The sequence below is a fragment of the Streptomyces sp. NPDC060049 genome (assembly GCF_042736715.1).
Classification (GTDB): Bacteria; Actinomycetota; Actinomycetes; order Streptomycetales; family Streptomycetaceae; genus Streptomyces.
Window position 1 is genome coordinate 70202 of record NZ_JBHWVV010000017.1, and the last position, 14575, is coordinate 84776.

Below are 14575 nucleotides of genomic sequence, written 5' to 3' on the forward strand. Positions count from 1 at the left end.
AGGTGAACCGCCGGTCAGGTGTGTCGGGCGGGGAGGCGGTGGGTGGGGAGGAGGGCGAGGGCCAGGAGCGTGGCGGCGACCGCGTACGTGGTGCGGAAGCCCGACGGGGTCGTGCCGGCCGTGCTCAGGGTGACGGAGGTGATCGCCGTTCCCGCCGAGGCCCAGATCTGTGCGTTGATGCTCAGGATGGTGCTCGCCGCGGTCATGCGGGACTTCGGGAGGTCGCGGCTCGCGGTCGTCATCGTGGGCATCAGGACCATGCCCGCGCCGACACCCATCACCATCGACGCGGCGACGAACCGCCAGGCCGCCACGTCGGGTGTCGAGGCCTGGAGCGCCGTCAGGGCCATGCCCAGTGCCCCCGTCGCGATGCCGGCCCGGACCAGCCGGCGCGGGGAGACCTCGTCGATGCGGCGTGAGGCGATCTGCATCGTGAGCCCCACGACCAGGCCGACCGGTGCTCCCAGCATCCCCGCCGCCGTCGCGCTCGTGCCGCGCGCCTGCTGCCAGTACATCGGGCCGAGCAGCATGGAGCCGAAGTAGCCGCAGGTGAAGAGCGCGAGCGTGGCGACGCCTGCGCCGAAGGTGCGGTCGCGCAGCAGTCTCAGGTCGAGCAGCGGTTCACGGACCGTCAGGGCGCGGCGGCCGAAGGCGGCGACGAGCGCGGCGCCGGCGAGGGCGGGCAGGAGGGCGCCGGGTGCGGTGAGGGTTCCGCGCTCCGCGGCCCGGGCCAGGCCGAAGAGGAGGAGGGCCAGGCCCGGAGAGAGCATCAGCAGGCCCGGGACGTCCAGCCCGGGGGCGGGGGCGGGGGCGGGGGCCGGGTCGCGCGGGGCGCGGGCCGGGTGGTGCGGGGCGCGGGCCGGGTCGCGCGGGGCGTCGGGGCGCAGCAGCGCCGCGGCGAGGGCCAGCGCCACCGCCCCGACGGGCAGGTTGACCAGGAAGATCCACTGCCAGGACGCCACGTCGACCAGCCAGCCGCCCAGGACCGGCCCGATCACCGGTCCGACGACGACCGGGAGGCCGAGCAGCGCCATCACCCGTCCGAGGCGGGCCGGGTCCGCGCCGCGCATCACCATGGCCATGCCGACGGGCATGAGCAGTCCGCCGCCGAGGCCCTGTACCGCCCGGAAGGCGATCAGGCTCCCAGCGTCCCAGGCGCACGCGGCGAGCAGCGACCCGAGCGTGAACAGGGCGAGGGCGGTCAGGTAGGTGCGCTTGGGGCCGATCCGGCCCATCGCCCAGGGTGCGACCGGGATGACGGCGGCGAGCGCCAGCGTGTACGCGCCGGCGGTCCACTGGATCGTCGCGAGCGGTGCGTCGAAGGCGTCGGAGAGGCGGTGCAGGGCGACGTTGACGATCGTCATGTCGAGCACCGACATGACCGAGCCGACGATCACGACGCCCAGGGTGCGGCGGAGCCGGACCGACTCGACGTCCGGGGGAGGGGGCGCTCCGGGTGCTCCCGTCGCAGGCCGCGACGCCCGGCGCCTCGTCTGCGCGCGCATCGTCCCGCCGCCCTCAGCCCTGGTACGGGCGGGTCGCGCGGGCGGCGCGCAGGGCGCGGCCCCACCAGGCGAGCTGGCCGAGCATGCCCTTGACGGCGCCCTCGGTCACGGCGGTGTCGCGCGGTACGCCGTCCTCGCCGAGCCCCGACCACGGGCCGTGCAGGCTGACGGAGTCGCGCACGGTCATGGCGTGCAGTTCGGCGAAGACCAGCCGGAGCTGCTCGACGGCGCGCAGTCCGCCGCCGAGTCCGCCGTAGGAGACGAAGCCGGCGGGCTTCGCGTGCCACTGTCCGTGGTGCCAGTCGATGAGGTTCTTCAGGGCGGCGGGGAAGCTGTGGTTGTACTCGGGGGTGACGATGACGAAGGCGTCGGCTGCGGCCAGCCGCGGGGTCACGTCCGCGAGGGCGGCCGTGGCCTGCGGACTCGGGGAGCCGCCCCAGCCGGGCATGGCGAGGGGCAGGTCGATGTCGGCGAGGTCGATGACGTCGAGCTCCAGGCCGCCGTGGGCCCGCGCGGCGCCGAGGAACCACTCGGTGACGGCGGTGCCGTGGCGGCCCTCGCGGACGCTGCCCACGACCACGGCGACGCGCAGCGGCGCGTCCTCGTCGGAGCGGAGGTTTGCCGGAGTGGTGGTGGAGGCGGTGGCAGGCATGGCGGTGTCCCCTCGTCGGCGGGGCGGCCGCTCGGTGCGGCCGCTCCTCCGGTAAAGTACAACGTGCGTTGTAAGAATTGCAATGACCGTTGTACCTATCGAGGAGGCGAAGTGGCCGGCAGCAGCAGGAGGCTGGAGAAGCAGATCGCCATGGCCGGGGCGTCCTGCGGCGTCTTCGGCCGCGAGGGATACGCGCGCGCCTCGGTCGACACGCTCGCCGCCGCGGCCGGCGTGTCGACCCGCACGCTCTACAACCACTTCCCGGGCGGCAAGGCGGAGCTCTTCCGCACCGTCGTCACCTGGACCTCGGCCCGGGTGCGGGACGCCCAGATCGCCCGCATCGAGGCCTTCCTCGATCCGGAACGCCCGCCCCACCCCGATGACTTGGAGCGCGACCTGGGAGCCCTCGCCCATGCCTTCGTCGCCCTCATGTCCGACTACCCGGACCACTTCGCGCTCGTCCGCCACATCCACGCCGAAGCCGACCACGTGCCGGCCGAGCTGCTGGAGGCCTGGACGAACGCCGGCCCGGGCCCGGTCGGGCGCGCGCTCGCCGACGCGATGGCCGCACTGGCCGCCGCCGGCCTGCTCGACGTGCACGGCGACCCGGCCCTGGCGGGCGCCCACTTCACGGCACTGGTCACCCACTCGATCGTGCAGCTCTCCCACTACGGCGTCCTGCCGCTGCCCCAGCCGCAGGTCGACCGCCTCGTCTCGGGAGGCGTCGCCGCGTTCCTGCGGGCCTACCGCGCCGCCTGACCGCGCCGCCGCACCCCGCTCGCCCACCTGTGCGCGCCCCCGTGCGCCCCCGTATCCGCGCCGTTCCAGGGCCCCGGGCACTCCTGTCGCCCGGGTGCTGAGGCGGGGTTACGTTGGACGGGTGAGTACGACACGGTTGTGCAGGGCGGCTGTGGGAGCAGCCGCAGCGGGGCTCCTGATGGTGCCCGTGGGGGCTGGTGCCGGGTACGCGGTGGACGCGCCGACACCTCCGGCGGCCAGCAGCCCGGCCGCGTCCGAGGAGTTTTCGCAGCTCACCCCCGCCGTGGCGCGGCAGTTGGACGACGCCATCCGCAAGGTGATGGACGAGGCCGACGTACCCGGCGTACAAGTCGCCCTGTCGGCACCGGGCAAGGGGGAGTACGTACGGGCCTTCGGCGTGGCCGACAAGGCCACCGGGCGGGCCATGACCGACGACCTCAACATGCGCATCGGCAGCGAGACCAAGACCTTCACCGTGACCGCGATGCTGGAGCTGGTCGACGACGGCAAGATCGGGCTGGACGACCCGATCGGCAAGTACATCGACGGCGTGCCGAACGGTGACCGCATCACCCTGCGCGAGCTGGCCGGGATGCGCAGCGGACTGTTCAACTACTCGGCCGACGAGGGCTTCTACAAGGCGCTGACCAGCGATCCCGACCGGCCGTTCACCCCGCAGGAGCTGCTCGCCTACTCCTTCAAGCACCCGGTGCTCTTCGAGCCCGACGCCGAGTTCTACTACTGCAACACCAACCTCATCCTGCTCGGGCTCGTCGTGGAGAAGGTCAGCGGACAGGAGCTGGCCGACTTCATCACGAGGGAAGTCATCGAACCCGCCGGACTGACGCACACCCTCTTCCCGACCGGAGCCGAGTTCCCGGCCCCGCACGCCCAGGGCTACACGGACCAGACGGCCTCCGGGAAGACCGAGGACGCCGCCGACTGGAACCCCTCCTGGGGCTGGGCGGCCGGAGCGATGATCTCGGACCTCACGGACCTGCGCAGGTGGGCCAAGGTGCTGGCCACGGGTCAGCTGCTCACCCCCGCCACCCAGGCCCAGCGGCTCAAGGTCGTACCGGCCCTCCCCGGCACCGGCTACGGACTGGGCATCTTCAACGTCCAGGGATGGATCGGGCACAACGGCTCCATCCCCGGCTACCAGACGCTGGCCATCTACGACCCGCAGTCGAAGGCCACCCTGGTCGTGCTGCTCAACACGGACATCTCGGCCGAAGGCGAGGAGCCGAGCACGCTGTTCGGCCAGGCGATCACGAAGATCGTCACCCCGCAGCACGTCTACACGCTGCCGGCCCAGCCCGTCACGGGCAAGGACTGACCCCCGAGGAGCGGGCCGTCCGGTACCGGCCCTCGTGCCGCGCTCGTCCACGGCCCCCGCACAATGGATCCGGCCTGCGGGAGCGGACGAGGGAGAGCACGATGAACGATCGCGGGACGCGGGGCGGTACCGGCATCGATCAGGACCCGGCGGAGGTGGTCCTGCGCGAGGCGGGCGAGGCGGATCTAGACATCGCCGCCGAACTCTTCCGCGGCTACCTCGACTTCTACGAGGTGCGCGTCGAGGACCCGGACCGCCCCCGCGCCTTCCTGGCGGAGCGTTTGGCGGCCGGCGACTCGTTCGTCCTGCTCGCCGACGTCCCCGGCGCCGGCACGGTCGGCTTCACCCAGGTCTACCGGTCGGTCTCCTCGCTCTCCATGCGGCCCGCGTGGGTACTGAACGACCTGTACGTCGCGCCCTCCGGCCGTCGTACGGGCGCGGGCCGCGCGCTGCTGCGCGAGGTGCTGCGCCGGGCGCGGGAGGCCGGGGTGTCGGGCGTGCAGTTGGAGACGGCGTACGACAACCACATCGCGCAGGGGCTGTACGAGGCGGAGGGTTTCGTCCGCGAGGAGTTCCACCTGTACGTCCACGACCTCGCCGAAACCGTTTGAGGAACCGCTGAAACATTCCGGTGGCCCCGTCGCGTCATTGGGGTGGGACGGACGCGAGGGGGAGCGATGCGGCAGGGGCGCAGAGACGGGTTCCGTGAGTTCGCGGAAGGAAGATCGGCGCACCTGTACCGGTCCGCCTGCCTGCTGGCGAGCGGAGACACCCACCTCGCGGAGGATCTCGTACAGGAGACCCTGGGGCGGATGTACCTGCTCTGGGGGCGCATCAGCCGGATAGACAATCCGGCGGCGTACGCACAGACCGTGCTCGTACGGGCCTTCCTGACGCACCAGCGCCGCCGGTCGACGGGGGAGCGCCCGGTCGGGGACTTCCCCGAACCGGGCGCTCAGGCGACCGGCGGCGCCGATCCGGCGCTGCGGCTGACGCTGCTGGAGGCGCTGGGGCGGCTCGCGCCCAAGGACCGGGCGGTTCTGGTCCTGCGGTACTGGGAGGACCGCAGTGTCGAGGAGACCGCCGACGCGATGAACGTCAGCTCGGCGGCCGTTCGTACCAGGTCCTCGCGGGCGCTTGGGCGGTTGCGCGATCAACTGGGCGGATCCCTGGCGGAGTTCGCGGGCCGGTGAGCGGGCGCGCCGGCCGGCGCGCCGACCGGGTGCCCGTGGCTGTGCCCCTCTCCTCTTCTTCTCCTCTTCGCGCTTCGCTCCTCTCGTCTCTCGTCCCCTCTCCACGTTCCGCGCATTGCCTCGTTCCACGACCCCTCTGGACGGAAGGTCTGATTCCGCATGCCCTTTGAAGATGAGCTCGGTGAAGCCCTCCGGCGCACGGGAGACGGCTTCACGGCCGACGGCCGTGACCTCGCCGGCGCCGGGGAACGGCGGGGACGGCGGATGGTGGCCCGCCGTCGGGCCGCCGTGGCCGGGGGATCGGCGCTCGCCCTGGCGGTGATCGGCGGGGCCGGCGCCTACACGGGCGGACTGTTCGGCTCGGGCGGCGGGACCGGCCCGGCGAACGTGGCGGCAGCCCCGGAACCTCCCACGCCGGTGCCCACATCGCTGTCACCGGCGGAGATGCGCGAGCGGGCCCTGAAGGAGAAGATCGGCTCCGGAGCCGTCCCCGCGGAGCAGATGCTCAAGGTGTTCAAGGAGCTGCTGCCGGAAGGGAAGCTCACCGGCGCCACGGCGCGGGGCACGGGCGACGAGCGCGGCCCGTCGGTGAACGGGGTCTTCGACGACGGCAAGGGCAAGGGCGCCATCGGCCTGAGCCTCAGCCGGATCGACCCGAAGAGCGAGGGCGCCGGCGACATGGTCAAGTGCCCCTCGAAGGCCACGCTGAACTACGACAGTTGCACCTCCGAGACGCTCGGGGACGGTTCGCGGATCCTGCTCTTCCAGGGCTACGAGTACCCCGACCGCCGGGCGGACACGAAGCTCTGGCGCGCCACCGTGGTGACCCCGCAGGGGTTCCTCGTCGACGCGCAGGAGCACAACGCGGCGGCCGAGAAGGACTCGCCCGTCACCCGGCCCGCGCCGCCGCTGACGCTCGCGCAGATGAAGACCCTCGTCACGTCCCCGCTGTGGCACCCGGCCCTGAACGACCTGCCGGCGGCCCGGCAGGCGCCGCCGGCCGAACCGGGGCGTTCCGGGGCCCCTGCGGTGGACATCCTGGGCGAGCTGGTGAGCGGATACGGGATCCCGGTCGCGAGCAAGGCCGACGACGGGACCGACCTGGGCTACACGGTGCTCGACGACGGCCGGGGCCGGTCGCTGGTCAGCCTCCAGATCCAGCCGGACGGCTCGAACGGGAAGCGGCTGTGGGCGGACCTGTTCGACGGGGCCGAGAAGCTGCCGGACGGAAGCAAGATCCTCACCCGGCAGCAGGCCGGGGAGAAGGGCGGGGCCGGCGTGGTCTGGTGGAGCGTGGAGGTGCTGCGGCCGAACGGGACACGGCTGATCGTGTCGGCGTTCAACGCCCAGGGCCAGTCGTCGGCGGCGACCCGCAAGGAGCCGGTGCTGACGATGCAGCAGCTGAAGGAGATCGCGACGAGCCCGAAGTGGTCGGGGTACGGACAGTAAGAGGCTGTTCCGTGGGCCGGGCGCGGCGCGCGGGCTCGGTCTCAGCCCCGGCTCCCCTGCTCCCCGGCTCCGGCCGGGGGCCGGGGGCCGTTATTTCGCGTCCGCGTAGCACTCGACCACCGCCGTCGTGAAGGGGAAACGGACCGGCGTCCGCCCGAAGGTGATGCGGCCCGCGAGCTCGCCCGCCGCGCGGATCGCCTCGGCCACCGCCTCCGCCTCCTCCTGCGGGCAGTGCACGATGACCTCGTCGTGCTGGAAGAACACGAGCTCCGCCCGCATCCCGGCCGCCGCGATCGACTGGCGCAGGGCCGCGAGCAGCAGCAGAGCCCAGTCCGCGGCGCTGCCCTGCACCACGAAGTTGCGGGTGAAGCGGCCCCGCGCCCGGGCGTCGGTCGAGGCGTAGCTCGGGACCCAGCCGTCGGGAGCCTCCTCGCCCTCCGCGGCGTCGGCCGGCGGCGGACAGGTCCGGCCGAGCCAGGTCCGTACGAGCCGTCCCTCCTCGCCGGCCTTCGCGGCGTCGTCCACGTACGCCACGGCGCGGGGGAAGCGGCGGCGCAGTGCGGCCAGGTTCTTCAGGCCGTCGCCGGAGGTCTGCCCGTACACCGCGCCGAGGACGGCCAGCTTGGCCATGTCCCGGTCTCCGGAGAACCCCTGGCGGGAGATGGAGGTGTACAGGTCCTCCGGGCGGCCGGCCACCTCCATGAAGGCGGGGTCGCGGGAGATCGCGGCGAGAACCCGCGGCTCCATCTGGTCGGCGTCGGCGACGACGAGCCGCCAGCCCGGGTCGGCTACGACGGCCCGCCGGATCACCTTGGGGATCTGCAGGGCGCCGCCGCCGTTGGTGACCCAGCGGCCGGTGTAGGTGCCGCCGGGGATGAACTCGGGGCGAAAACGCCCGTCGTGGACCCAGTCGGCGAGCCAGGACCAGCCGTGGGCGGTGTAGATCCGGTACAGCTTCTTGAATTCGAGGAGGGGTTCCACGGCGGGGTGGTCCACGTCCTGGATCTCCCAGCGACGGGTCGACTTGAGCTTGATCCCGGCCTCAGCGAACGCCTTGATGACATCGGCGGGCAGCTCGGGCCGTACGCGGCGGCCGAAGGCGGCCGATACGGCGTCGGCGAGCTCGGCGAGCCGGCGGGGCTGGCCGCGGCCCGCGTACCGCTCGCCGAGCAGCTCGGTGAGCAGCGCCCGGTGTACGTCGGCCCGCCAGGGCAGGCCCGCGCGGTTCATCTCGGCGGCCACGAGGAACGCGGCCGACTCCGAGGCGACGAGCAGCCGCATCCGGTCGGGGTGGGCGGTGGCTTCGAGCCGCTTCGCCTGGTCGGCGTGGATGGCGACGAGGGCGTCCAGGGGGACGGGGGCCGGCTGGGGGTCGAAGAGGGAGTTCTGCGTGCCGGGTTCCGCGGCGCGCTGCGGGGGGTCCGGCGGGACGGGCGCGTTCGTGAGGCGTGCCCAGGCCGCGGCGGCGGAACGGGGTTCGCCGAGGCGGCCCTCGTGGGCGAGGAGCAGGAGCTCGGCGTCCTCGATGTCGTGGCAGCGCTCCACGCGGGTGCCGGCGGCGAGGAGGCGGGGGTAGACGGCGGGGGTGGACCGCCAGATCCAGCGGGTGCCGGCGGGGGCGGCGCGGATCGCCTCGGCGGGGTCGGTGGTGGTGATGCGGGCTCCGCCCGCGGTGGGGTCCAGCGGCGTGGCGTGCCACCGGCCGTCGCCGTCCTCGGCGAGGGCCCACCGGGGGGTGTGCTCGCTCATGAGTGCGAGTGTCCCACCAGGGGCCGACAGCGCCGCCCGCGCCGCGCTGATCGCCCTGCCGCACCCCCGCGGAGCCTGCCCCTGCCCTCCCTTACCCAGCGGTCGGGGCGCGGGTGGGGCGTGCCAAGCTGGAGGGGTGAGAGACATCGTCGACCGGGCCTGTGAGGCCGCGCTGTACAGGCAGGATGACGCCGGGCTGGACGCCGGGGCTTCGGTGCTCGTGGGCGACGGGGAGCGGTGGGGCGGGGTCGGGCAGGCGCTGCTCCAGCGCGGGGAGGCGTACGTACGGCAGGCCTGGGAGCGGGGGTGGCGGCCGCAGGACGTGCTGCGGCTCGTGCGGCGGGACCTGACGCCGGTGCACGTGCGGATCTGCGAGGACCTGGTCGCCGCCGAGGCACGGCGGTACGCGCGCCTGCCCGAGCGGTGGACGGACGCCGTGCCGTGGTGGGGGGACGACGCGCGGTACGGGGACCAGCTCGTGGCGCGGGAGCGGACCGACCGGTTCACACTGGCCGGAGCCGTCCTGGAGGTGTTCCGCCTGCTGATCCGGCTGCCGTCCGTCGAGCCCGTAGGACCCCTGCCGGGAGACGCGACCGACGTGCTCGAGCACGCGCACATCGAACCCCGCATGCTCGGCCGGATCCGGGCGCTCCTCGCGAAGGCCGAGGCGACCACCTTTCCGGAGGAGGCGGAGGCCCTCAGCGCCAAGGCGCAGGAGCTCATGGCCCGGCACACCGTCGACGAGGCCCTGCTTGCGGTGAGGACGGGCGTCCGGCAGATCCCCGGCGCCTGCCGGCTCGGCGTAGAGGCGCCGTACGAGGAGGCCAAAGCGGTCCTGCTGGACGCGGTGGCGAGCGCGAACCGCTGCCGGGCCGTCTGGAACAGCGCCTACGAGTTCTCCACGGTCGTCGGCTTCGAAAGCGACCTGGAGGCGGTCGAGCTCCTCTACACCTCGCTGCTCGTGCAGGGCACCGCCGCCATGACCCGCGCCGAGGCCGGCCAGCGGGCGGGCGGGCGCAAGCGCACCAAGACCTTCCGGCAGTCCTTCCTCCTGGCGTACGCGAGCCGGCTGGGCCAGCGCCTCGCCGAGACGGCCGAGCACACGGTGGCCGAGGCCCCCGACCACCTGCCCGCCCTGGTCGCCCGGGACGTGGCCGTCACCTCGCGCGCCGAGGAGATGTTCCCCCGCACCACGACGACCCGGCTGCGCGGGGCCACCGACCTCGCGGGCTGGGAGGACGGCACGGCTGCCGCCGACCGCGCGCACATGGCGGACGGCAGCCGCCCCTCCCTGCGCCACTGAGCCACGGGGGCCGCGGGCCAGTGAGCCCACGGGCGCGCGGCCCGTTCAGCGGTCCGCGGGCGGGGGCGGGCCGGGCTCGTCCCGCAGCGCCCTCGCCTCCGCCTTCAGGATGCGCGCCGACCTGCCGAGCCCCCGTGCCATCTCGGGGAGCTTCTTCGAGCCGAAGAGCACCACGCAGACGAGTACGAGGATGGCGACGTGCCACGGTTCCATGGCGTTCCTGAGCATGCGTGCTTCCCGTCTTCCGCCGGACGCCGGCGCGGTGCCGACGGGCCGATGATCGGCGTTGTCGGCAGAAAACGCCATGGATCGGCTGATGTCTGAAGAAGACCTGAAAGCGGACGGGCGGTTACCCTCGGTCCCATGAGCTGGGTCCGGGCGCTGAAGGACACCGCCAGGTCCGGTCTGACGGTCGAGCGGAACCGCCTCCAGCCGCTCGTCGCCGTCCGCGCCGCCGCCGGCCTCGCGCTCGTCATCGGTCCGAGCCTGGCCCTCCTCGGGCCCGGCGCGGCCGCCAGCTCCGCCTTCGGCGCCTACATGGCGGCCATCGCCACCTTCCAGAAGAGCTGGCGGCCGCGCCCCGCCCTGGCGCTCGCCGCCGGGCTGACCCTGGCCGTCTCCACCTTCGTGGGCTACCTCGTCGGTTCCTCGCACATCCCGGCCTTCATGCTCCTGCTCGCCGTGTGGACCTTCGCGGCGGGTCTGATGTGGGCGGCCGGGCCGACCGCGGGCATGATCGCCTCGGGCAACGTCGCGATCATGCTGGTCACCGTCACCCTGCCCAGCTCCGTGCCGCAGGCGGCCGGGCACGCCGCGATGATCGCCGCCGGCGGGATGGTCCAGGCGCTGCTGATCGTCCTCTTCCCCGTCCGCCGCTGGGGCGCCCAGCGCGACGCCCTGGCCGACGCGCTCGCCGCGGAGGCCGACTACGCGCGCCGTCTGCGCCGCGACCCCGTCGCCTCCTTCGACCCGCAGCCGCTGATGCGGGCGCGCGACGCCGCGACCGTCACCTCCCGCCAGGCCCGACGGCGCCCGGCCGAGCTGCACGGGGCGCGCGGGCTCGCGGAGCGGATCCGGCCGGTGCTCGCCTCGCTGGCGGACCCGGTGGTCGGGGCGCCGGAACAAGGCCCGGCGCGCGACCGGGTGGGGGAACTGCTCGCCGCGGCCGGGTCGGTGCTCGACGCCGCCGCGCTGGCGATCCGGCACGGGGAGCCCGTGCGGGCGCCCGCGCCGTCCCTCGCGGTGCTGAAGGCCCCCGACACCGCGGACCTGTTGCGGGGCGCGCCGCTGCGGGCCGCGCACCGGCTCGCGGTGCTGCTGGACGACGTACTGGAGACCGCCGAGCCGCGCTCGGGGCGCACCGCCGACCCCGGGGAGTCGATGCTGCGGCCCAGCCTGCCGGCGCTCGCGCCGATGGTGCTGGCCGCCGTACGGGCCGAACTGCGGTCGGAATCCCCGATCCTGCGGCACGCGCTGCGCGTGACCGCCGTCGCCTGCGCGGGCTACCTCATCGGCCACGCGCTGCCGCTCGGCCACGCCTACTGGGCTCCGATGACCTCGGTGATGGTGATGCGGCCCGATTTCACGCAGACCTACTCCCGTGCCGTAGCCCGTTTCGGCGGCACCCTGGTAGGGGTGGCCGTCGCGACGGCCGTGGTGCAGCTCGCGCAGCCGGGGATGTACCTTTCGGGGCTCCTCGCCGTGATCAGCGCGGGCCTGATGTACACGCTGATGCACACCGGGTACGCCGTCTCGATGGTCTTCGTCTCCGCCTACGTCGTCTTCCTGCTCGGCATGGGCGGTGTCCGCTGGGACCAGACCGTGCCCGACCGGGTCGCCCTCACCCTGGTCGGCGGAATCCTCGCGATGGTCGCCTACGCCGTCTACCCGGCCTGGGAGACCCCGCGGCTGCGCAGCCGCCTGGCCGACTGGATGGCCGCCGGCGGAAGGTACGCGGCGGCCGTGCTCGGGCAGTACGCCGACCCGGCGGGGGCCAGGCGCGGTGACGTCCGGGAGGCGCTGCTGGCGGCCCGCGACGCCCGGGTCGCCTGGCACGAGGCGGTGGACCGGGCCGCGGGGGAGCCGGTGCGCCACCGCGGGATCTCCCGGTCGGCCGCCGACGACGCGGGCCGGGCCCTGGCCGCGATGGGCCGCCACGCGATGCTGCTGGAGGCGCACTTCCCGGACCGGGGGCAGGCTCCGGTCCCGGGCGCCGCCGCACTGGCCCGGGCGCTCCGCTCGGCGACGGAGGCGGGCGCGCAGGCGGTTCGGGCGCGCCGGGTGCCCGACTGGGAGGAGGTCCGCGCGGTCCTGGCCGACTGGGACGCCCCGGATCCGGGGGTGCTGCGGGCGGCCGCGGAGCAGCTGCTGGAGTCGCTGGACGAGGTTTCCGAGGCGCTGCGCGGGCGGCCGCGCGCCGCGCCTTGAACCAGGTCCGGCCGGGGGCCGTTGTTCTTAACGGGGACAGGGCCTCCGCTCGTGCACGTGCATCTGCCCATGCATGCAGTATCGAACACAGCTATGATCCCGTGCAGTTGACATCTGCACTATCGGGGGCTTCCTGTGGACCACGCGTACAACGGGATGGCAGCTGCAGAGCTTGACGGGGTGACCTGGCAGAAGAGCAGACACAGCAACTCGCAAGGTTCCTGTGTGGAGTTCGCCAAACTGCCGGGCGGTGACGTCGCCATGCGCAACTCCCGCTTCCCGGACGGACCGGCGCTCGTGTACACGCCGGCCGAGATAGAAGCGCTGCTGCTGGGCGTCAAGGACGGCGAGTTCGATCACCTGATCGGCTGAATGGGCTGGGGAACAGCCGTGAATTCAGCCATGCACGTGCACTGGCCGGGACCGATCGCAATGATCAATCCCGGCCGGTTGCCGTCTTTGTGGCGGTTCAGTCCTGGAGCGTGAACAACGCCCAGACGACCTTGCCGGTCAGCCGACCCGCGAGCGGGTGCCAGCCCCAGCTGTCGCTGTAGGAGTCGACCAGGAAGAGCCCGCGCCCCGACTCCAGATCGCAGTTGCGCTCCGCGGCCTCCGGTGCGAAGTTCCCGCCGGGCCGGTCCTCGCTGGGGTCCCGCACCGCGCACACCAGCCGGGTGCTCCACCGCATCAGGTGCAGCCTCACCGGCGGCTCGCACTCGCCCGCCGACTGCCCGGAGTCGTCCGGGAGGGCGTGGCGCAGGGCGTTGGTGACGAGTTCGGAGACGACCAGTGCCACGTCGTCGAAGCGATCGTCGAGCCCCCACTGCGCGAGGGTGGAACGGGTGAAGGTGCGTGCGCCGCGCACCGCGTCGTAGCGGGCGGGCAGGGCGCACGAGGCGGACCCGGAGACAGCCGTGGGGTCGACCGGGGGAAGCCCCTGCCGTAACGGCTCGAGCATGGTCGATCCATTCGTCCCCATGCGAGGCACTCCCGGGATTCGAAAGAACTGCGGGGCACGCAGGTGCGCGGGACCATGCTTCCGAATGCGGAAGCCGGATGCAAGGGCAGATGCACGTGCACGCGCCGGACCTGTCCCCTCCCGTGGCGGTTCTTGCTCATTTCTTCCTACGCATACTTACGGACTTCTTTTACGGCAGGGCGGATTCCGTTACAGAACGAGTACGGAGCGATGCGTTTTGGTGGCAGACTGCGGGCCCTGAGGGGCACGGGGGCCTCTGCGACGCAGCCATCAAACGGTGCAGCCATCGGGCGCCGTACAGAAATGTGGGGAGGGCAGGACTAGTGACCGCAGAAGCCAGTGGTTCTGTGGTGCGCCGCATCCTCCTGGGCTCGCAGCTCAGGCGACTCCGAGAATCCCGCGGCATCACCCGTGAGGCGGCCGGCTACTCGATCCGCGCATCCGAATCGAAGATCAGCCGCTTGGAGTTGGGAAGGGTGAGCTTCAAGGCCAGGGACGTCGAGGACCTCCTCACGCTCTACGGAGTCACGGACGGCACGGAGCGGGAGTCCCTCCTGGGACTGGTCCGCGAGGCCAATGTGGCGGGCTGGTGGCACAGTTACGGCGACGTACTGCCCGGCTGGTTCCAGACGTACATCGGACTGGAAGGCGCCGCCTCCCTCATCCGCATCTACGAAGTCCAGTTCGTGCACGGCCTGTTGCAGACCGAGGCCTACGCCCAGGCCGTGGTCAGCCGGGGCATGCCCAACGCCGGCCGCGCCGAGATCGACCGGCGCGTCGCGCTGCGCCTGGAGCGCCAGAAGGTCCTGGTCTCCGAGAACGCGCCCGTCTTCCACGCCGTGCTCGACGAGGCCGCGCTGCGCCGCCCGTACGGCGACCGCGATGTGATGCGCGGCCAGCTGGAGCACCTCATCGAGGTCTCGCAGCGGCCGAACGTACAGCTCCAGGTCATGCCGTTCTCCTTCGGCGGCCACTCCGGCGAGAGCGGCGCTTTCACCCTCCTGCGCTTCCCCGAGTCCGACCTCCAGGACGTCGTCTATCTGGAACAGCTCACCAGCGCCCTCTACCTCGACAAAGACGAGGAAGTGGCGCAGTACGAACGGGCGATGCTGCGCCTGCAGGCCGACTGCCCCGACCCCGGTCAGACCCGGGATCTTCTCCGCGGCCTCCTTCAACTGTCTTGATTCGCACGTAGTATGACGTCTGATCAGTGCATGACGATG

At 73.0% G+C, this 14575-nt stretch carries 14 protein-coding genes; 9 read left to right on the plus strand and 5 right to left on the minus strand.

The window, feature by feature from the left end:
• Positions 1-14 precede the first annotated feature (14 nt).
• On the minus strand, positions 15-1397 hold the full coding sequence (locus tag ACFWBY_RS28200) for an MFS transporter (RefSeq protein WP_385409720.1): 1383 nt from the start codon (positions 1395-1397) through the stop codon (positions 15-17).
• Positions 1398-1518: 121 nt separating this feature from the next.
• Entirely contained in the window at positions 1519-2157 is a 639-nt protein-coding gene (locus ACFWBY_RS28205) for an NADPH-dependent FMN reductase (protein ID WP_385331082.1), read from the minus strand.
• Between the two features lie 111 nt (positions 2158-2268).
• Here ACFWBY_RS28205 and ACFWBY_RS28210 point away from each other — a divergent pair, with 111 nt between their 5' ends.
• The 5 genes from ACFWBY_RS28210 to ACFWBY_RS28230 all read left to right on the plus strand — a co-directional run bounded on the left by ACFWBY_RS28210 (position 2269) and on the right by ACFWBY_RS28230 (position 6894).
• The gene (locus tag ACFWBY_RS28210; RefSeq protein WP_385331085.1) at positions 2269-2916 is read left to right on the plus strand and encodes a TetR/AcrR family transcriptional regulator; all 648 of its coding nucleotides are present in this window, start codon (positions 2269-2271) and stop codon (positions 2914-2916) included.
• Between the two features lie 178 nt (positions 2917-3094).
• Positions 3095-4252 (plus strand): serine hydrolase domain-containing protein, encoded by a 1158-nt coding sequence (locus ACFWBY_RS28215; protein ID WP_385331329.1) that lies wholly within the window; start codon positions 3095-3097, stop codon positions 4250-4252.
• Positions 4253-4353: 101 nt separating this feature from the next.
• Entirely contained in the window at positions 4354-4863 is a 510-nt protein-coding gene (locus tag ACFWBY_RS28220) for a GNAT family N-acetyltransferase (RefSeq protein ID WP_385331088.1), read from the plus strand.
• A 66-nt stretch (positions 4864-4929) separates the two neighbouring features.
• A complete protein-coding gene (locus ACFWBY_RS28225; RefSeq protein WP_385331091.1) occupies positions 4930-5445 on the plus strand; it encodes a SigE family RNA polymerase sigma factor in 516 nt (171 codons plus the stop codon).
• A 159-nt stretch (positions 5446-5604) separates the two neighbouring features.
• A complete protein-coding gene (locus ACFWBY_RS28230) occupies positions 5605-6894 on the plus strand; it encodes a hypothetical protein (RefSeq protein ID WP_385331094.1) in 1290 nt (429 codons plus the stop codon).
• A 90-nt stretch (positions 6895-6984) separates the two neighbouring features.
• Here the strand turns inward: ACFWBY_RS28230 and ACFWBY_RS28235 are convergent, their stop codons facing one another.
• Positions 6985-8643, minus strand: a complete 1659-nt coding sequence (locus ACFWBY_RS28235; protein WP_385331097.1) for a bifunctional 3'-5' exonuclease/DNA polymerase — start codon at positions 8641-8643, stop codon at positions 6985-6987.
• Positions 8644-8779: 136 nt separating this feature from the next.
• On the opposite strand from ACFWBY_RS28235, the gene ACFWBY_RS28240 reads away from it, so the two are divergent.
• Positions 8780-9946, plus strand: a complete 1167-nt coding sequence (locus ACFWBY_RS28240) for a DUF2786 domain-containing protein (RefSeq protein WP_385331100.1) — start codon at positions 8780-8782, stop codon at positions 9944-9946.
• A 45-nt stretch (positions 9947-9991) separates the two neighbouring features.
• On the opposite strand, the gene tatA is transcribed toward ACFWBY_RS28240, so the two are convergent.
• Positions 9992-10174 (minus strand): Sec-independent protein translocase subunit TatA, encoded by a 183-nt coding sequence (tatA, locus tag ACFWBY_RS28245; RefSeq protein ID WP_385331103.1) that lies wholly within the window; start codon positions 10172-10174, stop codon positions 9992-9994.
• 135 nt (positions 10175-10309) lie between these two features.
• Here tatA and ACFWBY_RS28250 point away from each other — a divergent pair, with 135 nt between their 5' ends.
• Positions 10310-12373 carry an FUSC family protein gene (locus ACFWBY_RS28250; protein ID WP_385331106.1) on the plus strand — a complete coding sequence of 688 codons (2064 nt, stop codon included), beginning with the start codon at positions 10310-10312 and terminating at the stop codon, positions 12371-12373.
• A gap of 135 nt (positions 12374-12508) precedes the next feature.
• Positions 12509-12745: a DUF397 domain-containing protein gene (locus ACFWBY_RS28255; RefSeq protein WP_215011402.1), complete on the plus strand. Its 237-nt coding sequence runs from the start codon at positions 12509-12511 to the stop codon at positions 12743-12745.
• 97 nt (positions 12746-12842) lie between these two features.
• Here ACFWBY_RS28255 and ACFWBY_RS28260 read toward each other — a convergent pair whose 3' ends face one another.
• Positions 12843-13352: an ATP-binding protein gene (locus ACFWBY_RS28260; RefSeq protein ID WP_385331110.1), complete on the minus strand. Its 510-nt coding sequence runs from the start codon at positions 13350-13352 to the stop codon at positions 12843-12845.
• 323 nt (positions 13353-13675) lie between these two features.
• Here ACFWBY_RS28260 and ACFWBY_RS28265 point away from each other — a divergent pair, with 323 nt between their 5' ends.
• The gene (locus tag ACFWBY_RS28265) at positions 13676-14536 is read left to right on the plus strand and encodes a helix-turn-helix domain-containing protein (RefSeq protein ID WP_385331113.1); all 861 of its coding nucleotides are present in this window, start codon (positions 13676-13678) and stop codon (positions 14534-14536) included.
• Positions 14537-14575 lie beyond the last annotated feature (39 nt).